The 21606-nt window shown below is 62.6% G+C and carries 19 protein-coding genes and 1 pseudogene; 8 read left to right on the plus strand and 12 right to left on the minus strand.

The annotated features are described in order from the left end of the window. Positions 1-43 precede the first annotated feature (43 nt). From nifN to nifH, 5 genes are all read right to left on the minus strand, one after another. Positions 44-1414, minus strand: a complete 1371-nt coding sequence (nifN, locus tag IPK66_14110) for a nitrogenase iron-molybdenum cofactor biosynthesis protein NifN (protein MBK8176349.1) — start codon at positions 1412-1414, stop codon at positions 44-46. Next, positions 1411-2841: a nitrogenase iron-molybdenum cofactor biosynthesis protein NifE gene (gene nifE, locus IPK66_14115; protein ID MBK8176350.1), complete on the minus strand. Its 1431-nt coding sequence runs from the start codon at positions 2839-2841 to the stop codon at positions 1411-1413. Before nifE ends, nifN begins: the two co-directional genes overlap by 4 nt. Before the next feature lie 112 nt (positions 2842-2953). Continuing rightward, positions 2954-4495, minus strand: a complete 1542-nt coding sequence (nifK, locus tag IPK66_14120; GenBank protein MBK8176351.1) for a nitrogenase molybdenum-iron protein subunit beta — start codon at positions 4493-4495, stop codon at positions 2954-2956. Positions 4496-4612: 117 nt separating this feature from the next. Then, on the minus strand, positions 4613-6091 hold the full coding sequence (gene nifD / locus IPK66_14125) for a nitrogenase molybdenum-iron protein alpha chain (GenBank protein MBK8176352.1): 1479 nt from the start codon (positions 6089-6091) through the stop codon (positions 4613-4615). Positions 6092-6127: 36 nt separating this feature from the next. Then, positions 6128-7060, minus strand: a complete 933-nt coding sequence (nifH, locus tag IPK66_14130; GenBank protein MBK8176353.1) for a nitrogenase iron protein — start codon at positions 7058-7060, stop codon at positions 6128-6130. 267 nt (positions 7061-7327) lie between these two features. Between nifH and IPK66_14135 the strand changes: the two genes are divergently transcribed. From IPK66_14135 to IPK66_14145, 3 genes are all read left to right on the plus strand, one after another. Beyond that, entirely contained in the window at positions 7328-8182 is an 855-nt protein-coding gene (locus IPK66_14135) for an NAD(+)--dinitrogen-reductase ADP-D-ribosyltransferase (protein ID MBK8176354.1), read from the plus strand. Positions 8183-8242: 60 nt separating this feature from the next. Continuing rightward, positions 8243-9136 carry an ADP-ribosyl-[dinitrogen reductase] hydrolase gene (draG, locus tag IPK66_14140; GenBank protein MBK8176355.1) on the plus strand — a complete coding sequence of 298 codons (894 nt, stop codon included), beginning with the start codon at positions 8243-8245 and terminating at the stop codon, positions 9134-9136. 264 nt (positions 9137-9400) lie between these two features. After that, positions 9401-9790, plus strand: coding sequence for an Hpt domain-containing protein (locus IPK66_14145; GenBank protein MBK8176356.1), 390 nt, complete (start codon positions 9401-9403; stop codon positions 9788-9790). A 104-nt stretch (positions 9791-9894) separates the two neighbouring features. Here the strand turns inward: IPK66_14145 and IPK66_14150 are convergent, their stop codons facing one another. Then, positions 9895-10104: a dodecin family protein gene (locus tag IPK66_14150; protein ID MBK8176357.1), complete on the minus strand. Its 210-nt coding sequence runs from the start codon at positions 10102-10104 to the stop codon at positions 9895-9897. 951 nt (positions 10105-11055) lie between these two features. On the opposite strand from IPK66_14150, the gene IPK66_14155 reads away from it, so the two are divergent. After that, on the plus strand, positions 11056-11463 hold the full coding sequence (locus IPK66_14155) for a hypothetical protein (protein ID MBK8176358.1): 408 nt from the start codon (positions 11056-11058) through the stop codon (positions 11461-11463). Between the two features lie 371 nt (positions 11464-11834). Here IPK66_14155 and nifT read toward each other — a convergent pair whose 3' ends face one another. The 6 genes and pseudogenes from nifT to IPK66_14185 all read right to left on the minus strand — a co-directional run bounded on the left by nifT (position 11835) and on the right by IPK66_14185 (position 17425). Continuing rightward, positions 11835-12047 carry a putative nitrogen fixation protein NifT gene (nifT, locus tag IPK66_14160; protein ID MBK8176359.1) on the minus strand — a complete coding sequence of 71 codons (213 nt, stop codon included), beginning with the start codon at positions 12045-12047 and terminating at the stop codon, positions 11835-11837. A 6-nt stretch (positions 12048-12053) separates the two neighbouring features. After that, positions 12054-12311 (minus strand): annotated as a pseudogene (locus tag IPK66_14165) (nitrogen fixation protein NifZ). A gap of 20 nt (positions 12312-12331) precedes the next feature. Beyond that, positions 12332-12523 (minus strand): 4Fe-4S binding protein, encoded by a 192-nt coding sequence (locus tag IPK66_14170; GenBank protein ID MBK8176360.1) that lies wholly within the window; start codon positions 12521-12523, stop codon positions 12332-12334. 81 nt (positions 12524-12604) lie between these two features. Beyond that, a complete protein-coding gene (nifB, locus tag IPK66_14175; GenBank protein ID MBK8176361.1) occupies positions 12605-14071 on the minus strand; it encodes a nitrogenase cofactor biosynthesis protein NifB in 1467 nt (488 codons plus the stop codon). Between the two features lie 302 nt (positions 14072-14373). After that, positions 14374-16200 (minus strand): nif-specific transcriptional activator NifA, encoded by a 1827-nt coding sequence (gene nifA / locus IPK66_14180; GenBank protein MBK8176362.1) that lies wholly within the window; start codon positions 16198-16200, stop codon positions 14374-14376. A gap of 424 nt (positions 16201-16624) precedes the next feature. Next, positions 16625-17425 carry a hypothetical protein gene (locus IPK66_14185; protein ID MBK8176363.1) on the minus strand — a complete coding sequence of 267 codons (801 nt, stop codon included), beginning with the start codon at positions 17423-17425 and terminating at the stop codon, positions 16625-16627. Between the two features lie 154 nt (positions 17426-17579). Between IPK66_14185 and IPK66_14190 the strand changes: the two genes are divergently transcribed. From IPK66_14190 to IPK66_14205, 4 genes are all read left to right on the plus strand, one after another. After that, the gene (locus IPK66_14190; GenBank protein MBK8176364.1) at positions 17580-18263 is read left to right on the plus strand and encodes a transglutaminase-like cysteine peptidase; all 684 of its coding nucleotides are present in this window, start codon (positions 17580-17582) and stop codon (positions 18261-18263) included. Positions 18264-18613: 350 nt separating this feature from the next. After that, complete coding sequence (locus tag IPK66_14195) at positions 18614-19618, plus strand: TRAP transporter substrate-binding protein (GenBank protein ID MBK8176365.1); 1005 nt, start codon at positions 18614-18616, stop codon at positions 19616-19618. Positions 19619-19696: 78 nt separating this feature from the next. Continuing rightward, the gene (locus tag IPK66_14200) at positions 19697-20296 is read left to right on the plus strand and encodes a TRAP transporter small permease (GenBank protein MBK8176366.1); all 600 of its coding nucleotides are present in this window, start codon (positions 19697-19699) and stop codon (positions 20294-20296) included. Further along, entirely contained in the window at positions 20293-21579 is a 1287-nt protein-coding gene (locus tag IPK66_14205) for a TRAP transporter large permease subunit (GenBank protein ID MBK8176367.1), read from the plus strand. The genes IPK66_14200 and IPK66_14205 overlap by 4 nt, the downstream gene beginning before the upstream one ends. Positions 21580-21606 lie beyond the last annotated feature (27 nt).

The following is a 21606-nucleotide window of genomic DNA, read 5'->3' on the forward strand; positions in this document are numbered from 1 at the left end:
TTGTCCCTCAGCGGTTGGCCGGCTCATCGGCTCCGCGTTTGTGTCAACCAGCTTGAGCCTGAGCATGGTGTTCTTCCTCGAGAAGTTCGTGCGCGTTCCCGCCCACCGCCGCGTGAGCGCCGGCTGCGTGATCGAGCAAGAGATTGGCGAGATCAAAGATCAGGCAGCGCGTCCCGCGATAGCCGACGGAAACGCGCTGCGGGCCGCCCAGTCGGTCGAACACCGGAAAACCAAGGCGAAACAGCGGAAGGCCAAGACGCTCGGCCAGCTCACGCGCGTGGCTGTTGGCGATGACGAGATCGCAGCCGTGCGCCGCCTTCTCCAGGTCGCCCAGGTCGCCGACGAGGACCCGCGCCGCCGGCACGCGTGCCGCCGCCGGTGATGGGCAGGGAATGACAGCCGCGCCGACGTGCGCGCCCATTGCGGCGAGCAAGGCGGCGACGGCGAGCAGCAGGTCGCTCTCCGCGGCGATGGCGATGTGTTTGCCTTCGAAGAAAAAGTGGCCATCGAGCATGGCGTCGATCAGCCGGGAGCGCTCGCGTTTGACCCGTTCCGGCGCCGGCGTTCCGCTCACCTCCATCAGCGCGGCGATGAAGGCATCGCTGGCGGCAAGACCGGTGACGTGATCGAACAGGCGAAAGGGAACCCCCGTCCGGCGGGTCAGGGCTTCGGCCGCCGGGCGCATGTGCTCGCCCATGGCGAAGGTCACGGCTGACCGGCCGAGTTCGCGGATCGCCGCCGGCGGCGTGCCGCCGAGCGACGTCGGGATGTGATGGTCGGGAACGTGTCCATCGAGCGAGCCGGCGAGGTCGGGCAGGATCAGCGGCGATAATCCGAAACTCTCGATGATCTCGCGGATCTCCTCGGCGTCCGCGGGGGTTAGGTGGCTGCCGGCGAGCACGTTGACCTGGCGCAGGGTCCGCGGTCCGCGCTCTTCGGGCACGAGCGTCTCGATCATCGCCTTAACCGACGCGCCCCAGCCCTCCTCGAGGCTGCCGCCATAATCCGGGGTCGAGGCGTAAACGAGGTCGAGATCGTGCCATTCGGGGTGACGCTCGCGCATCGCCTTGAGTTCGGCGCCAATGTCCTCGCCGCGGGTCTCGGTCAGGGCGGTCGATAAGATGCCGATCAGCTTCGGCTGGTTGCGCTCGCGGATGTTGCCGATCGCCGCCTCGACGTTGTCGGCGCCGCCGAGGATCGTCGTCAGCTCGCTCATCGCCGTCGTCTGCAGCGGGATCGCCTCGTGGAAATGGCGGACCATCAGCACCAGGGCGAACGCCGTGCAGCCCTGGCTGCCGTGGAACAGCGGCAGCGATCCGTCGACGCCGAGGAAGGCCATCGCCCCGCCGAGGGCCGGACTCACCTTCAGCGGGTTGACGGCACAAGCCTTCGTGGAGGGAACGACCTCGGTCATGCATGCATCTCCGCCGCAACCGGCTCGGCTTCGCCAGCCGACCCGAAGGCGGCATCCCAGGGCGCCGGTCGGCGGATTTCCGGCCAGACTGGATTGTTCAGCTCGCCGTCGATGCGCCGGACCAGCTCGATCATGCCGTCGTAGCCGGCGTAGGCGTGATGGCGCTCCTGGTTGATGTCGAGCCACGGGGTCTTGGTCTTCAGCGCCACGAACTGCGTGCGGCCGCCCGACATCAGGATGTCGGCCTCACCGTCGGAGAGCATCTTGTACATCTGCTTGGCGGGGATCTGGTCGACCATCGGCGCGTCTTCGCCCATCAGTTCCCTGATCCGCTCCTTGTCCTCGTCGGTCGACTTGCGCACCGAGGTTCCGACGATGACCATGCCGATCTCGTGCAGCGCCGAGACCACCGACCACGACTTGACGCCGCCGGTGTAGAGCAGCACGCGCTTGCCGGCGAGGCGTTCGCGGTAGGGGGCGAGCGCGGCGAAGGCGCGGGCCTCTTCTTCGGCGATCAGCGCTTCGGTGCGCTCGAGCAGGTCCGCCGGCGCGCCGCGGGAAATGAGAAGGCGGGCCAGCGTGCGCAGGCTCATCGATGTATCGGCGATGCCGTAGAACGAGCCCTCGAAATAGGGGATCTCCCAACGCTCCTGCATCTGCCGGGCGAGGGAGACGAGTGCCTGCGAGCAGACCACCATGTTGACGCGGGCGCGATGCGCCGCCGCAACCTGGTGATAGCGGGCGTCGCCGGTAATCGGCGCCAGGATGCGAATGCCGAGGCGGGCGAACAGCGGCTGCACCTGCCAGAGCTCGCCGGCGACATTGTACTCGCCGAGAACGTTGATATCGAACGGAGTGGTCGTCTCCGGCTCGAGCGTGCCGATCACATGATCAAGCAAGGCCTCGCCAGCGAGCTTGTTGCCGAGATTCTTCGAGCCGGCAAAGCCGGGTGCGTTGACCGGGATCACCGGTGTGCCGAGCCGCTCGCTCGCCGCCCGGCAGACCGCCTCGACGTCGTCACCGATGAGCGCGGTCACGCAGGTGACATAGACGAAGACGGCGGGAGGATGACGCTCGTGCACGATCTCCTTGATCGCGCGGTAAAGCTTTTTCTCGCCGCCGTGAATGATGTCGAGCTCGCCAAGGTCGGTGGTGAAGCCGGTGCGGTAGAGGGTGGGGCCGCTGGATGCCGAATTGCGGCTGTCCCAGCTATTGCCCTCGCAGGCGATCGGTCCGTGCACTAGGTGCGCCGCGTCGGTGATCGGCTGCAACGCAATCTTGGCGCCGTCGAAGGCGCAGCCGCCGGCGGCGGCGCCCGGGGTCAACGACTTGGCTGAACATCCGCGCTTGCGTTCCTTCTCCGATTTCTCCTGATTGTGGGAACAGCCGGGCTCGTTGAAGACCTTGGCGAGCTTGTCCTTCAGCATGTGGGCTCTCCCCGGGAAAGCGTCGGTCGTACTGCGGGTCATCTTCCCCCCGCCGCGAGCCTCCCCCGTATACGGGAGAGGGCGGGCGAGGCGGTGGGTTGACGTGGCGATATCAGCGGGTCAGATCGAAGCTGACATCGGTCTTGCCGGCGATGTTGGTCTCGCTGTCCATCACGTCGAACACCTTGTCGAGGATTTGAACGAGAACGCGGATCGCACCTTCGTAGCCGAATTGCGGGAAGCGGTGGTGGTGGTGACGGTCGAAGATCGGGAAGTTGAGCCGGATCAGCGGGATACCGCAATCGCGTTCAAGATACTTGCCGTAGCTGTTGCCGATCAGGAACTCGCTGGGCTCGGTGTGGAGCAGCGAGCGCATCGCCCACAGATCCTTGCCGGGCCAGATTTGGGCGCGCTTGCCGTACGGCGAGGCATCGACGATCGCCTTCATCTTCTTCGCCCAGGGCTTGGTGCCGTTGCTGCAAACGATGTGCATCGGCTCGGCGCCCATCTCGAGAAGGAACCGGGTCATGCCCATGCAGAAGTCGGGATCACCGAACAGGCTGAACGTCTTGCCGTGAACGTAGGCCATCGAGTCGGTCAGCGCGTCGATCAGGCGTCCGCGTTCCAGCTCGAGCTGCTTGGGGATCGGCTTGCCGGTGAGCTCCGAGATCTTCATCAGGAATTCGTCGGTGCCGGCGATGCCGAGCGGGTAGTGGAAGTTGACGACTTCTTGCTCGTTGGCCTTGCACAGCGCCAGGGACTTTTTCGAACAGTACTCCTGCAGGCTCACCGTCGCCTTGGCGTTGATCGCGTCCTTGCACTCGGCGATGGTGGTGCCGCCGGCGTACATGGTGAATTCGCCATTGACCGGCATGTCGTAGACGTCCGACGGATCGCAAAGGATCGTCGCCTCGACACCCATCAGCGCGAGGATGCGCTTGAGTTCGCGGATGTTGCCGACGCAATAGCCGTCGAAGCCGGGGATGATGTTGATCTTCTCAGTCGGCGTCGTGCGCGACTTGCCTTCCCAGAAGTTCTTCAGGATGCCTTCGAGCATGTTGTCGTAGCCGTCGACGTGGCTGCCGACGAACGACGGGGTGTGTGCGTAGGCGACGTCGAAGTCCTCGGGCACAGAGCCTTGCTGCTTGGCCTTGGCGACGAAGGCCTGCAGGTCGTCGCCGATGACCTCGGCGATGCAGGTCGTCGAAACGGCGATGATCTCCGGCTTGTATAGGGTGTACGAGTTCTTCAGCCCTTCGACCATGTTGTTGAGGCCACCGAACACCGCGGCATCCTCGGTCATGTTCGACGATACCGCCGACGACGGCTCCTTGAAGTGGCGTGACAGGTGCGAGCGGAAGTAGGCAGCGCAACCCTGCGAGCCGTGCACGAACGACAGCGACTTCTCGAAGCCGGCGGCACAGAAGACGGCGCCCAGCGGCTGGCAGGCGCGCGCCGGATTGACGGTCAGGGATTCGCGAGCGAGGTTCTTCTCACGATACTCCCAGCCCTTCATCCATTCGGCGACTTCTTGCACCTTCTCTTCGGACGGGCGGCATTCGAATTCCTCACGCTTGCGCGCGAACATCTCCTGATATTCAGGCTCCTTGAATAGAGCGACGTGATCTTTGATCTGTTCTGCATTCTGCGGCATTTAATCTTCTCCTAGCGGCTGTGCTTGCCCGACCTTCCCTCCCGCATCGCGGTAGGGAAGGCGGCCGGTGTGGCCTCAAGGCGGGCAAGACAGTCGAGACGGCGTCTCTCCGGGGGGTTATTCCGCTGCGGCTGCGGGCACCGTCCACGGGGCGTTCATCATCGACCAGGACGGGTTGTTCACGGCCATGTCCATGTCGCGGGCGAAGATGGCGAAGCCGTCGTAGCCGTGGTAGGGGCCGGAATAGTCCCAAGAGTGAAGCTGGCGGAAGGGAATGCCCATCTTTTGCGTCGCGTACTTCTCCTTGATGCCGGAGCCGACGAGGTCGGGACGGATGCGCTTGACGAAGTTCTCGAGCTCGTAGGCGGTGACGTCGTCGTAGATCAGCGTGCCTTCCTTGACGTAGTCCATCGTCCGCTGATAGTCGTCCTTGTGGGCGAACTCGTAGCCCGCGCCGACGATGTGCATGCCGAGGTCCTCGTAGGCGTTGACCATGTGCCGGGGGCGCAGGCCGCCGACGTAGAGCATCACCTTCTTGCCTTCGAGGCGGGGCTTGAAGCGCTCGATCACCGCGTCGGCCATCGGCCGGTACTTGGCGATGACCTTCTCGGCGCCTTCCTTGATCTTGTCGTCGAAGTGCTCGGCGACGGCACGCAGCGACATCTCGATCCGTGACGGCCCGAACAGGTTGAACTCGAACCACGGCGTGCCGTAGGTCTCTTCCATGTGCCGGGAAATGTAGTTCATCGACCGGTAGCAGTGGATGAGGTTGAGCTTGGCCTTGGGCGCCCGCTCCAGCTCGGCGAGGGTGGAATCACCGGTCCACTGGGCGATGACCCTGAGGCCCATCTCTTCGAGCAGGCGGCGCGACGACCAGGCGTCACCACCGATGTTGTAGTCGCCGATCAGAACGACGTCATACGGCGTCGACTCGAAGGTCTCCTCGTGCTTGCTCTTCTCGAAAATCCAGTCGCGCACCGCATCGTTGGCGATGTGGTGGCCGAGCGACTGGGAGACGCCGCGGAAACCCTCGCAGCGCACCGGCACCACCGGCTTTTCGATTTCCTTGTTCTTCTCCTTGGCGACCGACTCGATGTCGTCGCCGATGAGGCCGACCGGGCACTCGGACATGACCGAGATGCCCTTGTTCAGCGGAAACAACTCCTCGATCTCGTTGATCACCGCCTTCAGCTTCTTGTCGCCGCCGAAGACAATGTCCTTTTCCTTGAAGTCCGAGGTGAACTGCATCGTACCGAAGCTGTCGACGCCGGTCGTGCCGACGTAATAGTTACGCCGCTGCGACCAGGAATAATGCCCGCAGCCGACCGGGCCGTGGGAAATGTGAACCATGTCCTTCACCGGTCCCCACACCACGCCCTTGGCGCCGGCATAGGCACAACCGCGGATGGACATGACGCCGGGGATCGACTTGATGTTCGACTTCACGCCGCAATCCGAAGCGCCATCTTGCGCGACGGACAGGTGCTTGGCACGGCGAACCCTGGTCTTCTCCGGATATTCCGCGAGGACTTCTTCAATCAGTTTCTCGTGGAATTCCTTATCGTTCTTGTAATCAATGGTTTTGATGGCGGTCATCCGTCAATCCTCCTGCCTCGGTCGGTGAATCAGACGTTATTCCGCTGCGACGCGCTTGGCGGCGGCGGCGCCGTCGGTTGCCACCCGCTTGGCGATCGCTTCCTTGGCCTCGAGTTCGGCGATCATCTGCTCGTCCGACTTGATGATGCCGAAGTCCATCAGCATCTCTTCGAGTTCGTCCATGCCAACCGGGGTCGGGATGACGCCCTTGCCGGCGTTGGCGTGGATCTTCTTCGCCAGGGTCCGGTATTCCTCGGCCTGCGGATGATCCGGCTGATACTGCAGGACGGTCTGACGGCGCAGCTCGGCGTGCTGAACGACGTTGTCGCGCGGCACGAAGTGGATGAGCGTCGTGCCCAGCCGTTTCGCCATCGCTTCCGAGAGGTCGACCTCGCGGTCGGTCATGCGCGAGTTGCAGATCAGGCCGCCGAGGCGGACGGAGCCGGTCGTCGCATACTTGAGAATACCGCGGGAGATGTTGTTGCAGGCGTACAGCGCCATCATCTCGCCGGACATGACGATATAGATCTCTTGCGCCTTGTTCTCGCGGATCGGCATGGCGAAACCGCCGCACACCACGTCGCCGAGCACGTCGTACGAGATGTAGTCCATGTCGTCGTAGGCGCCGTTCTCCTCAAGGAAGTTGATGGCGGTGATAACGCCGCGACCGGCGCAGCCAACGCCCGGCTCCGGGCCGCCCGACTCGACGCAGCGGATGCCCTTAAATCCGACGCGAATAACCTCTTCCGGCTCCAAGTCTTCGACCGAGCCCTTGTCGGCGGCCATTTGCAGAACGGAAAGCTGAGCCTTTGAATTCAAGATCAGGCGGGTCGAGTCCGCTTTCGGATCGCATCCGACGATGAGGATCTTCTGGCCCATTTCGGCGAGGGCCGCGAGCGCATTCTGGGATGTGGTCGATTTACCGATACCACCTTTCCCATAAAACGCAATCTGACGAAGTCCGGCCATGTAACGCTCCTTTTCGTGCGTGCAATTTCCTGGGCTCGATGCCCTCGACAGGCTACGTACGCAAGTGCTGTGCCAAGCGCCGGCATGCATCGAGCCGATAAATGAAAATATAATGATTTCAGCAAGTTATCGCGGAGCGACACGAATGGCGCGGGGATAGGCAGCCGCTGTAACGAATCCGACAATCCTCGACACGTTGTCGAGTCCGACACAGCGGCGACGGCTTCGGCCGCTATCTTCTGGCATTCCGGCACGTGATTTGCTTCGATGCGCGGAAGATCCGGATCAGGGGCGTGGTGCGTGGCGGACTCGGTGGACGGTTTCTGGCGCCGAGGCGACGGCACCAACCTCGTCGGTGTTCCTTCGGGATTCGTCGGCAGCGCCGACTTCAACGCCCTCGATCGACCGCTGCACATTGCCGGTGTGCACGAGATGAACAGCGGCCTGTTCCGCTTGCTCGAGGCTTCGAGCAGTGCGGCGGAAGCCGAGGGCATTTTCGCCGTCTACATGGCGGCGATGTTCGGCCTCGCACCGCGCGGGGCGAACGAGGAGGAGAAGGGAGCGCGCCGTTCCTATCGGTCCAGCTATCTGCGCCTTCTGCGCGGCTGGGCCTACGACAGCAACTCGCCGGAAGGCGCCGTATTGAAGGGGTGGGTGGAGAGCCGCTTCGGGCTCTATCCGACCTTTCACAAGGCCCCGCTAAAGCGGGTCAGTTCGGAGGCATGGTCGCGCTACATCGAAGAAAAGATGGGGAGTCGCTTCCATAACAATGCGATCTACAGCCAGATCGATCTTCTCTATGAATTCGCGCAATGGTCGTTACGAAGACTGTATCCGGACGCGAAGCCTTTGCGTGTCTATCGCGGAGTTTATGATTTCGACGAGCACCAAATGATCGAACGGATCGATAAACGTCGCGTTATTCTCCGGCTTAACAATCTTGTGTCATTCACGACGGATCGCCACGTTGCAGAATGTTTTGGAGATAGAATACTGCAGACGGATGTCCCTCTGTCAAAAGTAGTATTTTTCCAGAATCTTATTCCGAAACATGCTTTGAAGGGAGAAGATGAGGTTCTTGTGATCGGTGGAGACTATCTCGTTTCGGCATCGTATTACTAACTATAATAGTTATATTTTCTATAACCATTTATTACCGGAGGGCCCGTGCCTGCAGAGCGTATCGATAACCAGGTTTTTGATCGTGCCCTGGGCGCTTTTTTGGGGTTTGCGATTGGCGATGCCTTGGGAGCGACCGTCGAGTTCATGACACCGCGCGAAATCGCCGCCGAATATGGCGTGCACTCGCGGATGATCGGCGGCGGCTGGCTCAAGCTGAAGCCGGGTCAGGTGACCGACGATACCGAGATGGCCTTGTGTGTCGGTCGCGCCATGGTCGCCGCCGGCGGCTGGGACCTCAAGGGCGTGTGCGATGAATTCGCCGCCTGGCTGAAGCGGATACCGGCGGATGTCGGCAATACGACGCGGCGGGGGATTCGCCGCTACATTGTCGAAGGCAATATGGAGTCACCGCCGCATGAAGGCGATGGCGGCAATGGCGCGTGCGTGCGCAATCTGCCGGTGGGATTGGCGAGTCTGCACGACGATCGCGCATTCGAGACATGGACGATCGAACAGTGTCACATCACCCACAACCATCTCCTGTCGGATCATGCGGCGCTGGCGACCGGGCGGATGCTGCGCCGGCTGGTGCTGGGCGGCGGTATCGCCGAGGCGCGAAAGGAGGCGCGCTGGCTGGTCGATACCCATCCGCAATTCCGCTTCGATAACTTCCGCGGGCCGTGCACCGGCTATATCGTCGATACCGTGTGTACGGTGCTGAAGATCTATTTCCTTAGCGACTCGATCCGCTCGTGCATTACCCAGACGGTGAACATGGGCGGCGATGCGGATTCCGCCGGGGCGCTGGCGGGCATGCTGGCCGGGGCCACGTACGGGGCGGAGACGATTCCTCAGGCGTGGCTGAAGCGCCTCGATCCCGCCGTCACCGACGAAATCCGCCAGCAGACGCGGGCCCTGCTCGAGATCAGCGCGGCTGCGGCACGAGACGACTGACCGCGGTCGATAAACCCGCCGTTAAGCACCCTGGCATTACCTTGACCGGCAGGACGAGGGGGCGGAGGCCGAGGACGCGCGAGCCAGGCCGGGCGGATCGATGATCGCCGCGGCAGGTGCGCACGGCTGACGCGCTCGCACGTCGCAGTCTTCCGCAAAGGGATGCTCGAGATGAACGACGATATGACCAGATCGCCCCGGCCCACCGCAGCGCCGGGGCGGCCCGACGCGACCGCCGATAGGGTCAGATGCGCGGCGACGCAGATGTTTTTTGCGGTCCCGGCCCCGGTTGCCGAGGTCCTGCTCGATCAGGCGCCGCTGGCGACGATCCATGCGGCGCAGCCGGTGGGCAGCGGGCCTGTCCTTGAGGATGTTGTCCGTGTTTTCGAAGAGGACGCGGCCAAGCGGATCGACGAGCTGGGCCACGCGATCGCGGCGGACGATGCGATCCGCGTATTTCGCGCCGCGCGCGCCCTGCGCGCAAGCAGCGTCGATCTCGGCGCGCTCCGCCTCGCGGCGGTCTCCCGTCAACTCGAAAACGCCGGCCGTCTCGGCACGACGACCAGCGCTGCATCGCTCCTGCGGGAGATTCACGGCTGTTTCCCGGCGACCCGCCGCGCCTTGCGCAGCGCCTGCCGGACCTTCGCCGTCTGATACACCTTGTGCCGGCCGCGGCTGGCGGAGTCCTCGCCCGCCCGGTCGGCCAGTTGGGCCGCTCGCCCGGGGTCAGCCCCGGGCGAGCTGACTGGTGCGTCGGTTCAGGTCTCGATGCGGAAGCCGACCTTGACCACCACCTGGTATTCGCTGACCTTGCCGTTCTCGACATGGCCGCGGGTCTCGACGACCTCGAACCAGGTCACATGCTGCAGGGACTTGCCCGCGGCGGCGATGGCATTGTCGATCGCTTCCGATATGCCCACCGGCGACGTTCCGACAAGTTCCACCTTCTTGTAAACGTTGTTCGCCATAAGCCTCTCCGGGGACTGATTATGCGTCTCGCTCGCCGGAAGATGGCGCACTTCGCCGATGGGATCAACCATCGCTTCGGTGACTTTGGTGTTGGCGGCCGCTGGAGCGAAGGCGGGGTTTCGGGAGGCGGGGACGTGACCGCGTCGGCGATGGAGCTGGTTGTTGATCGGATCGTGTGTTGCCAGGAATCGCTGGTCCGCCTTGCGGACCTGAACGCTCCATCTGTCGTTCTCGCCGTCTAGTCGGCTTGTGCGAGCTTTCTGCCCGGTCGTGCAGCCCCTTGCGCCGACGGCGCTCGACCGCTGACGGGAGACCCGATAGCCGACGAGCTTGTCGGTAATCATCCCCCGGCGCTTGCTCACGTCGCTTCAGGAGCCTGCAAAACAGCCACTTGGTGGCTTTCGCATCACGCCGGCGTGAACCAGGACGTCGAGGGCGAGGCCATGCTGGTCGACGGTGCGCCATAGCCAGTGCGTCGTCCCGGCGCTCGCCAAATTGACGGTGCCGGCCACTTGCCCATAGCAGCCGCACCATCCCGAGGGACATGACGCCGTTCATCATTGAATTGCGCTTTGAGGCCGTTTCCCACGTAACCGGTGACGCCCGGTGAGCTGTGACAAATAATGGACAATTGATACCAGCCGTAACGAAGCAATGACATGAATGCGCTATGCATTTTGTCCATAAGCTATAGCATAAACCGCCTATTAGCGTTGACAATGCCGGAAAAATGGAAAAGGTATGGAATCATGTTGAGAAAAAAAGTATCCCTCGCCGTTCTCGCGATCGGAGCTGTATTTTCAGGCTCCATCGGTACTGCTAGTGCTCACGGGCCCTGTGCGCCATTGGTGGGGACTTGGCTTTTGGACACGCACAGAAGTGAGAACCCCCGCGACCCCGCCGCCGTTCTCTTGCGCCCTGCGACTTTCACCGTCCACTAAGGGGGGACGGTGTCGGTCGCAAGCGCTCGGGGCGATGCTGCGCTAGGCTTTACCGCGACAAGTGGTCACCTAGGGGAATGTTCCCGTATCGGCCCCCATCTCTACCGTTTCATGCTCGAAGAGCTGCTGTATAAAAATGGATTTTTCGCGGGCAGGCTCCTGTTGGATCTGACGATCAAGCATGACCGCAATACGGACACGATCGAAGGTGTTTCAGGACAATCCCGGATGAAGTTTACGGTGTTCAGAACGACGCCTCCTCCTCCTCCTCCTCCTGCTCCCTGCATAAACAGCACAGCCGAGTTGCCGGCGGGAGATATGGTTCGTGAAGACGAGAATGAGCATGTCTGCAGAAGTGCGGATGACATCGAGCTGACAGGGAGGCGAATTGATACGGATAGTTTCTTCACACCATGATCGTTGTTAAGGTGTGGGGGGCGCCTTTTCTGCATAGATCCTGATCGCAAAACCGCTCCGTTGCAAAAAAACCTGGATGATGGGGATGCTTGGTTTCCGGTCGCAGATGCAGGGGGGGCTGAACGGCGGACGACGCGTTCAAGCGGCGACACTTTGTCGGCGAGGGGATCCCCTTGTGGGTACGCTGGTACTACCATTGCGGCATAAGGTACCGGTACTTCGCGGAGATGGTGAGCGAACGCGGCGTCACCGTTGACCACAAAGCCCACGCACGCGGCGATGGGCTCGCAACGGCGGGGGATGACGGGCAGGGGGAAGCGGGGCGAGTGGGCGGGCGATCATCGAGCGCCCGCGCATCACGCGGGTAGGTGCTACTCGGCGATCGCGAGCTTTGTTGCCTCGATGGTGATCGGCAGGCGGGTATCCGCCGCCTTTTCCGGCAGCGCGAGGCGCCAGCCATTGGCGAGATCGATCCAGCCGCCCCACAGTTCGGGCCGCTCCGAGGCGGTCACCGGAACCTCCAGGTCCTTCTTGGCGACGTAAATCGAATAGATATCGCCGCGCTTCGCCAGCGTTACTTTCATTCTGTCCTCGACGCTCTCGATTTCGTGCTCTCGCATCCCGACAATACGAGCCTTGGCGTAAAAATCTATCCCATAGATGTAATAGCTCTGCAGGAACAGGCCTATGGAGGCGACGTAGCCGACCTCGTCCTTGGGAATGAGGTAATCGCCGACGGCGCTGCCGGGGAAGCTGCCGTCGTTGCGCACGGCGACCCGCGCCCGCACCTTGTCGCCGACGTCAAAGAGCGGCGGACGATCGGTTTCTACGGCGCGCGGTTCGGCCATGGCGGCGACGCCCTCTTAGGTCAGGCGTGAATGATCGCGTCGGCCGGGCAGGCGGCGACACACTGCGGGAAGGCGAACTTGCCCTTGCACTCGGTGCACTTGTCCGGGTTGATCTCGAAGATGTCGCCCTTCGCCTTGATCGCCTTGTTCGGGCACTCCATCTCGCACGAGCCGCAGCCGGTGCAGCTCGACGGTACAATCTTGTAGGCCATGCGGTTTACTCCTTTCCTGGAGCCGGAGGCGCTCCGTGCGCCCCGGCGAGACTGGCCGGCGTTCTCGCGCCGGGGGTGGCTTTAGGCGCTGCAGACGACGTTGTCTTCCGCCGCCCGGTCGGCGAGATAGCGGGCAATCGCCGTCTCAATATACTCCAGACCATAATCGTCGGTCACCTCGATCCCCGCCTTATCCAGGCGCTGGCGCGGGCAGCGGCCGATCTTCGCCGTCAGCACCACGGAGACCCCTTCCAGCGCGGCGATCGTTGCCTCCAGAACGTCATCCTCGCCGTCGCCGCCGCCGCAGTAGCGCTCGACCCGGCGGTGGCCGACGAAGCGCGAGCCCGACTGCGAGACCTCGAAGATCTGGAACTCCTTGGCGTGACCGAAGTGCTGGTTGACCCGTCCGCCGCCCTTCGACGAGACGGCGACGAGCATCGCCTCCTCCGGCGCGAAGCGGCGCAGGGTCGCCCGGGCCTCGGCGGCGATCCGCCGGCGATCCTCGCGCTCCTTCTCGACGATCGCCCGATAAGCCTCGCGCTTCTCGGGATCGATCTGCGGGTCTTCCGGCAGCGAATCCATGCCGAAATCCTGCCCCTTGTCTTCGCCGAGCAGGCCGACGGCATCGGCGCGGCACTGGCGGCAGTGCTTCATCAGCCGCGCGCCATCGCCCAGCTGGTCCTGCAGTTCCTTGAGCTCGACCGGCGTCGGGCCGCGCTGTCCGGTCAGGCCGAAGTGGGTGCCGTGAGCCGGATCGGAAATCAGCGGCATGATGTTGTGCAGGAAGGCGCCGCGCTTTTTCATCTCGGCGTTGACCGTCTCGAGATGATGGTCGTTGATGCCGGGGATCAGCACCGAATTGATCTTCACCAGGATGCCCGCCTTGGTCAGCATCTCGATGCCTTCGAGCTGGCGGGCGATGATGATCCGCGCCGCGTCGACGCCGGTGAGCCGCTGGTGGTCGTAGAAGATCCAGGCATAAATCTTCGCGGCGATCTCGGGATCGATCGCGCTGACGGTAACGGTCACGTGGTTGATGCCGAGCTCGCGGATGGTCTCGACGTGATCGGGCAGGGCGAGACCGTTGGTCGACAGGCACAAGGTCAGGTCGGGCATGGTCTCGCGCAGCATGCGGAACGTCGCGAAGGTGCGCTCATGATCGGCGAGCGCGTCGCCGGGACCGGCGATGCCGACAACCGACAGGTGGGGCATCTCCGCCGCCACTGCCTGAACCTTATGCACCGCCTGCTCCGGGGTCAGCCGCTCGCTGACCACACCCGGGCGGCTTTCGTTGCTGCAATCGTACTTACGGTTGCAATAATTGCACTGAATGTTGCAGGCGGGCGCGACGGCGAGGTGGATGCGCGCGAAATAATGGTGTGCTTCCTCGCTGTAGCACGGGTGCTCCTTGATCTTCTCGCGCACGTGCTCCGGCAGGGCAGCGACATTGGACGGCGGCGAACAACCGTCGGACGAACAGCCTCCCGTTGGCGAACGCCCGGCCATTGCGTGTCCGACGGTCTCGAGCGAGACGACATTATCCGTCATGCGTTTCTCCTTCGCGGCAGCGCGTCGTCGCGCGTCAAATTTCGTTCAAGTAATGCAATTCGCGTGCCATAAGCGCAACATGTTGAAATTAAAAGAGTTTACGTAATCACGGGGCGCCGTCGCCTGTCGCTGAGTCGACAAGTGTCCGACAAGCGACAGGGAAGCCGGCTCGCCACCCGACGCTGGCATCCGTGTTGCCGCCTGCACGAGGCCAGCTATGCGAACGGAGCCGGGCGAAACCGGCACGCGCACACGCGCGCCGCCGGGCGGTCGCGGCGCGGGTGCGGAACGGCCTGTCCGGATCAGAGGCGTTTGATCTCAATGTTGTATTTGCGCAGCGCGTAGCCGATCTGGCGGGGGGTGAGGCCAAGCATGCGGGCCGCTTTCGCCTGAACCCAGCCGGATTTTTCCATGACGCGAATAAGACGCTCACGCTGCGGCAATGCTTCGAGATCGCCGAGATCATCAAGGCTGTGCCAGTCGGCGAGACCCGAAGCGTCGGCATCGCTCGGCGCGGGAAAACCGATCGTGGGCGGAGGCGCGCCGGCTCCAGGCATGCCGACGCCGGGCATACCGCTGCCGGCCGGACATCGGCCCGAAGTGCCGGTCGCGGGTCCACTGGCTGCGGCAGGCCCGCTAGAACCCGGTCCACCAGCAGCCTGTCCACCCGCTCCAGGTCCGCCCGTCGCCGGTCCGGTGGCCCCAGATCCGCCACCCGCCATTGGCACGGGGGATAACGCCGTCTGGGACATCAAGGACATGCACTGGCAGCGGTTCGTCTGACAGGGAACGTCGATTTCGTCGATGACATCGCCCTTGGTCATCGTCGCCACCCGGTTCACGCAGTTCTCCAACTCGCGCACGTTGCCGGGATAGTTGCAGCCGGCCAGGACGTTGAGCGCCCGTTCGGTAAAGCGGAGCGTGCGGGCATTGTCATCGTTGAAGGCGTTGAGGAAGTGCAGGGCGAGCAGCGGAATGTCGTCCGGCCGTTCGCGCAGGGCCGGAATGAACACCGGCACGACGTTGATGCGATAGTAGAGGTCGGCGCGGAAGTCGCCCTTCGCGACCATTTCTTCCAGGTTCCGGTTGGTCGCGCAGACGAGGCGGACGTCGACCTTGATCGTCTTGGTTCCGCCGACGCGCTCGAACTCGCGTTCCTGCAGCACCCGCAGCAGCTTCGCCTGGAACGAAGGAGAGACGTCACCGATCTCGTCGAGGAACAGCGTGCCGCCATCGGCCAGTTCGAAGCGGCCCTTGCGATCGTGCGTCGCGCCGGTAAACGCGCCTTTTTCGTGGCCGAACAGTTCCGATTCCAGCAGCGAGTCGGGCAACGCCGCGCAGTTGACCTTGATGAACGGCGCATCCTTGCGAGGGCTCAGAAGGTGTACGGCGCGGGCGATCCGCTCCTTGCCCGTGCCGCTCTCGCCGCGAAGAACGACGGTCGAGCGGGTCGGGGCGACAAGGTGGATCTGGGCAAAGACCTCCTGCATCGCCTTGGAGTGGCCGATGATGTTATCGATGGTGGTCGCGGCGCGCGGGGCGAACGACTTGGGACGTGGCGGCGTAGCCAGGCGCGGGGCGGCGACATCGCGGCCCGATTCGGCGCGCTGGTGCAGGACGACCGTCTGGGCGATCAGATTGGCGACCATGGTCAGGAAGCGGACATCGTTGCCGAAGCTGACCTCGTTGCCGTCCGTCCACATGCGGGCGATGGCGAGCACGCCGAACGGCCGGCCGACGGTCTTGATCGGCACGCCGATGAACGAGACACGCTCGTCGTCCAGCGCCCCTGAGGGTCCGATGTAATCGACGAGCAGCGGATGATCGGCGACGTTCTCGGTCACGAACGGCATCTGTCCGGAGAGGATGCGTGCCGCCACCGCCTCGGGCAGGTCAGCCACGCCGCTCTCGATTGCCGATGGCGCGAGGCACGCGGCGGCGACGACGTCGAGGGAGCCGTCCTCGGCGAGGATGGCGACGACGCCGCGGCGCATTTCCATGTACGACGACATCAGATTGAGAACGGCGCGCAGCGACGCCTCGAGGCTGGCCGACGCGGTCAGAATCTTGCTGATCTCATACATGCTGAGAAGAGACAGCGAGGCGGAATTGGCGCGTTCTACGAGCATCCTGCTCATCCCTGTGGCGCGCTTGGCCTCGAGCCCGGCGCCGTGAACCTGCGGTCCCTTCCTGCTGAAAGGCCGACGCGTGGGAGTAGGGCGATCCGTAATGTGGTTATTGAGCATAACGCATCGCTGACATCATTGTTCGATGAAATTTGCACCATTGCCGCGTCGCGCGACTGGCTCCTGACAGCGGGAATGAGCGGCAATCGTTCAAAAACAAACCTCCCCTAACTCGGCGAGCGAGTGGACCTTTGTTTCAGGAGCATGCAAGTCTCGGACCAAGACCAGAGAATGGAATTGCAGTTAAAATTCAGTCATGTACGCGACGAGCCAATGTGGCTGGGGCGCTACGGCTGGTGATTTCGCGGGCACATCACGGGAGTATGCCCACATCTGGGGCAATTTCGACCGGGTGGTCCGCGCCGCGTCATCGGTTAATGCCAATTCCCACACCCATGCCCACGCCGACACTCGTGCCGCCGCCGAGCTGAAGCCCGAAACCCGGCCGAAGCCCTGGCGGTTCAGCGAAGAGATCCTGCGTCGCCTGTTGCATCAGCGCTGCGAAGCGCGGATCGTCGACGCCGGTGGAGGTCTCGATTGAACCACGGGTGTTGGCCAGCAGATCGCCGCTGCCACAAAAGCTCGCGGTGAGCTGAACCGCGCCCTGCGGCTGCGCGCCGCCACCGGTGCTCTTGCCGCTGCACTGCGCGCTGGCCGAGACCGTCGCCGCTCTCGCAGCTCCATTGCCGGCAGCACCATTGCCGACGGGGCCATTGCCGGCGGGGCCATTGAACGTCAGCACCACGACGAGCGAAGGCACGCGCGCGGCGGTGGGATCGGTGGTCAGTCGCGGCGTCGCTGTCCATGACATCGCCTGGCTCATCGCCGCAAGCGTGACCCGCGCGATCTTGTCCGCAGAGGCCGGATAGGGAGCGCCTTCGATCCGCACCAGCATTGGCCCGTCGGCCATTGCGCTCTGCGCGAAGCTGCGTGAATCGGGGTTCTGGTACGACGGGCTGGTCACGGGGCCATCGGCGCAAGCCGACAGTGCCACGACAGCGAGCGCCGCTGCCACCCGCACCCGTCGCCCGTCCCGTGCGAAGCCGTCCCGCATCACCTGTTCCTCGCGCAACGCCGTGCGGTCAGCGCCGCAGTGGACCTGCTCGATCCGCATGCGCTTGAGATGGGGCGTTTGCCAGCCAATGCCACCGGCGGCGGTCTGGGTCACGTGTTGGCGGCGTTTACGATTTCTTTGCTGTTTTTGGCGGTTAATGGCCGGAGATCGCGCTATGCGAGCATATAGCCCGGAGTGATCTTCCGTGAGGTGCATTGCGGCAGCATCGGCCAAAAAACCACGACGGTGGAGGCGATCGCGGCTCCTTGTGCGCGGCGCCACGCTCATCCGCCCGATGCTCGCATTGTTTGCCCTTACCGTCATCCTCACCGCGGTCTCCTCGCCGGCGCTGGCCGGCGGCCAGCTTCAGCAGGCATCGGTTCCCGGTGTTTTTGATACGCTCGAAGTCCGCGCTGATGACCTCTCGCCGTTCTACAAGTGGCAGTCGATGCTCGCCCGCTACGCGGCGGAGAGCAAGGGAGCGGCAGACGCCGACTGTTCGCCGGGATCGACGGCGCCCTGCGGTTATCGCGAATGGGGTGCGTTTCTCGATGGCATCCGCCACGCCAGCCGGTGGCGGCAACTCCTCGCCGTCAATCAGGAGATGAACAGGCATCGCTACATTTCAGATGAACTGAATTGGGGCGTTGAAGACTTCTGGGCTACGCCAGGAGAGTTCTTCGCCCGCTCTGGGGACTGCGAAGACTTTGCCATCGTCAAATATTTTTCGCTGAAGCGCCTGGGATGGAGCGACGATGAATTGCGGATCGTTGCTGTCCGCGATCTCAAGTTGCGGATTGGCCATGCCGTTCTCGTCGCCTTCCTCGACGGAAAGGTATGGCTGCTGGATAATCAGGTTCGTCAGGTCACCGATACCGCCACGATCAGCTACTATCAGCCAGTTTATTCAATCAATGAGCATTTTTGGTGGCGGCACCACGCCCGATCATAACCCGATCATAGATTGTTGTCGCCTGGGTTGCTTTTCGCCATAATTCAGGATGAGGGCGCGCTGCGGCCTATCGATGCCGTGGGCGCCAGTGACGACGCAAGTCTATCTGTTCCGCGCCAAAGCCTACGAGCGCAATATCGCCAAGTCGTCGATGACAAAGCGATGGTCAATCGGCGATTTCGCTCGTCTCCGCAATGCGCAATCCATAATGCGATATTTTCTCCCAATCCGCCCCAGACGGAACTTGACGGCACAACTGTAAATATTCTTTAAATGATACCGCGGAGGAGTCGCGGCATCGACCACCGCAGATAAAAAATCGAAACCGAAATGAACCTTGGGAGGAAAAAATGCTTTTTTTACGCGCCGCCGTCGCGGCGGTTCTGGCGTGCGTCATCGCCAATGGTGCCTCGGCCGCCGATCCGATCGTCATCAAGTTCAGCCACGTCGTTGCCATTGACACCCCGAAGGGGCGCGCGGCCGAAAAATTCAAGGAACTTGCTGAGAAGTACACGAACGGGCAAGTAAAAATCGAAATATACCCCAATAGCCAGCTCTATAAAGACAAAGAGGAACTCGAAGCGCTGCAATTGGGTTCCGTACAGATGCTGGCGCCGTCTCTCGCCAAGTTCGGCCCGCTCGGGGCCAAGGAATTCGAGGCGTTCGACCTGCCATGCCTGTTTCCCGACCGCGCCGGCCTGCATCGGATAACCGATGGCAAGATCGGCAAGGACCTGCTTGAGGGTCTCGAAGGCAAGGGCATTATCGGCCTCGCGTACTGGGATAATGGCTTTAAGATTTTTAGCGCCAACTCGCCAATCAAGACGGTCGAGGACTTCAAGGGCCTGAAGATGCGGGTGCAGTCCTCGAAGGTGCTTGAGGCCCAAATGCGCGCGCTTGGTGCCATTCCGCAGTCGATGCCGTTCTCGGAGGTCTATCAAGGATTGCAGACGGGCGTCGTCGACGGCACAGAAAACCCGCCGTCGAACATGTACACGCAGAAAATGTTTGAAGTACAAAAGTATGGAAACATTTCTCACCACGGGTATCTGGGCTACGCGGTGATCGTCAACAAGTCATTCTGGAATAAGCTGTCGCCGGATATTCGCGCATCGTTGGAAAAAGCGATGACCGAGGCGACAGAATACAACAACGAGATCGCCAAGAAGGACAATGACGATGCCCTCGAGGCGATGAAAGCCAGTGGTAAGACCGATTTCTTCCAGCCGACTGCGGCTGAGCGCGCCAAGCTCTGCAAGGCCATGGAGCCGGTCTACGAGGAGATGCAGAGCCGCATCGGCAAGGATCTGATCGCATCGATCCGCAAGGAGGCCGGCAGCATCGAGAGCCAGTAGGCGAAAAGCGATACTCAAGGCGCCCGCTTCGGCGGGCGCTTTTTGCTTTTTTCCGACGATTAGGCGGGATGCGAACAAATGCTAAGAATACTCGATCGCCTCGAGGAATGGCTCATCGCCACCCTCATGGCGGCCGCGACACTGGTCATCTTCGCGGCCGTTCTTCACCGCTACGGCTCGGGCGTGCCGATCCTGCAGGACTACCTGTTGAAGATCAACATGTCCTGGGCGCAGGAACTATGCATCTTCATGTTCATTTGGATGGCCAAGTTCGGCGCCGCCTACGGCGTGCGCACTGGCATCCATGTCGGCGTCGATGTGCTGGTCAATGCCGTCAACCCCCGATGGCGGTCCAGACTGATTGTCTTTTCCCTTCTGGCGGGCGCGTTGTTCACCGCCCTCGTCGGAACCTATGGCGTGATCTTCGTGCATCGGCTGATGCCGACCGAGCAGGTCTCCGCCGACCTCGAATGGCCGATGTGGATTGTCTATCTGTGCATTCCGATTGGCTCCTACCTGATGTGCTTCCGTTTTCTGCAGTCGGTCTATCTCTTCCTTAAGACCGGACACGTCGCGCGCGTCGATCACGCCCACGTCGAGGGGATCGACATGGATACCGATCCCGAGATCGCCGCGATCGATGCCGATAAGAACATCCGGATGGGAGGGAAGGAATGACCGCCGCGTTTCTCTTCATCATGCTCATCGCCCTGATGCTGACCGGCATGCCGGTCGCGATTTCGCTCGGCCTCACGGTGCTTGGCTTTCTTTATCTGTTTACCGACGTGCCGGCGGTGATCGTCGCTCAGAAGCTGTTCACCGGTATCGAGAAGTTCGAGATCATGGCCATCCCGTTCTTCATTCTCGCCGGTAATTTCCTGACCCATGGCGGCGTCGCGCGGCGGATGATCAACTTCGCCACCGCCTGCGTCGGCCATGTGCACGGCGGCCTCGGCGTCGCCGGCGTGCTGGCCTGCGCCCTGTTTGCCGCCGTGTCCGGATCGAGCCCGGCGACCGTCGTCGCCATCGGCGCGATCCTTTTGCCGGCAATGGTCAAGCTCGGCTATCCGAAGCGCTTCGGCGCCGGCGTGATCACCACCTCGGGAGCGCTCGGCATCCTCATTCCGCCGTCGATCGTCATGGTCATGTACGCGGTGGCGACCAATACCTCGATCGGCACACTGTTCATCGCCGGCATCATCCCCGGTGCCGTCCTCGCCACGATGCTGGCGGGAATGACCTGGTACCGGGCGTGGCGCGGCAACTTCCCGCGTCTGCCGCGGGCGGACTTCAGGACCGTCATCAAGGCGTTCAACGAGAGCGTCTGGGGGCTGCTGCTCATCGTCATCGTCATTGGCGGCATCTATGCCGGCTTGTTCACGCCGACCGAAGCCGCGGCGGTGAGCGCCGTCTACGCTTTCGTCGTCGCCGTCTTCATCTACAAGGACATGACGCTGCGTCAGGTGCCGAAGGTCCTGCTCGATTCGGCGAACATGAGCGCGATGCTGCTGTTCATCATCGCCAACGCCATTCTCTTCTCGTTCCTGATGACCAACGAGAATATCCCCCAGGCGATGGCGCAGTGGATGATTGATCAGAACCTCAGCGTCATCTTGTTCCTGCTCGGCGTGAATATCCTTTTGCTGCTCGCCGGCAACGTCATGGAGCCGTCGTCGATCACTTTGATCATGGCGCCGCTGCTGTTTCCGATCGCGGTCGGGCTTGGTATCGACCCGATCCACTTCGGCATTCTGATCACCGTCAACATGGAGGTCGGCATGTGCCATCCTCCCGTCGGCCTCAACTTGTTCGTCGCCAGTGGTATCACCAAGATGGGCATCACCGAGTTGACGGTCGCGGTCTGGCCGTGGCTGGGAACGATGTTGGCGTTTCTTATCCTGGTCACCTACTGGCCGGGCCTCACGCTGGGCCTTCCGAGGCTGCTCGGGCTGATAAACTGAGCCGTCGAAACGGCGCGCCAAGCGAAC

Source organism: Rhodospirillales bacterium, from assembly GCA_016712595.1.
Lineage (GTDB): Bacteria > Pseudomonadota > Alphaproteobacteria > Rhodospirillales > Defluviicoccaceae > Defluviicoccus.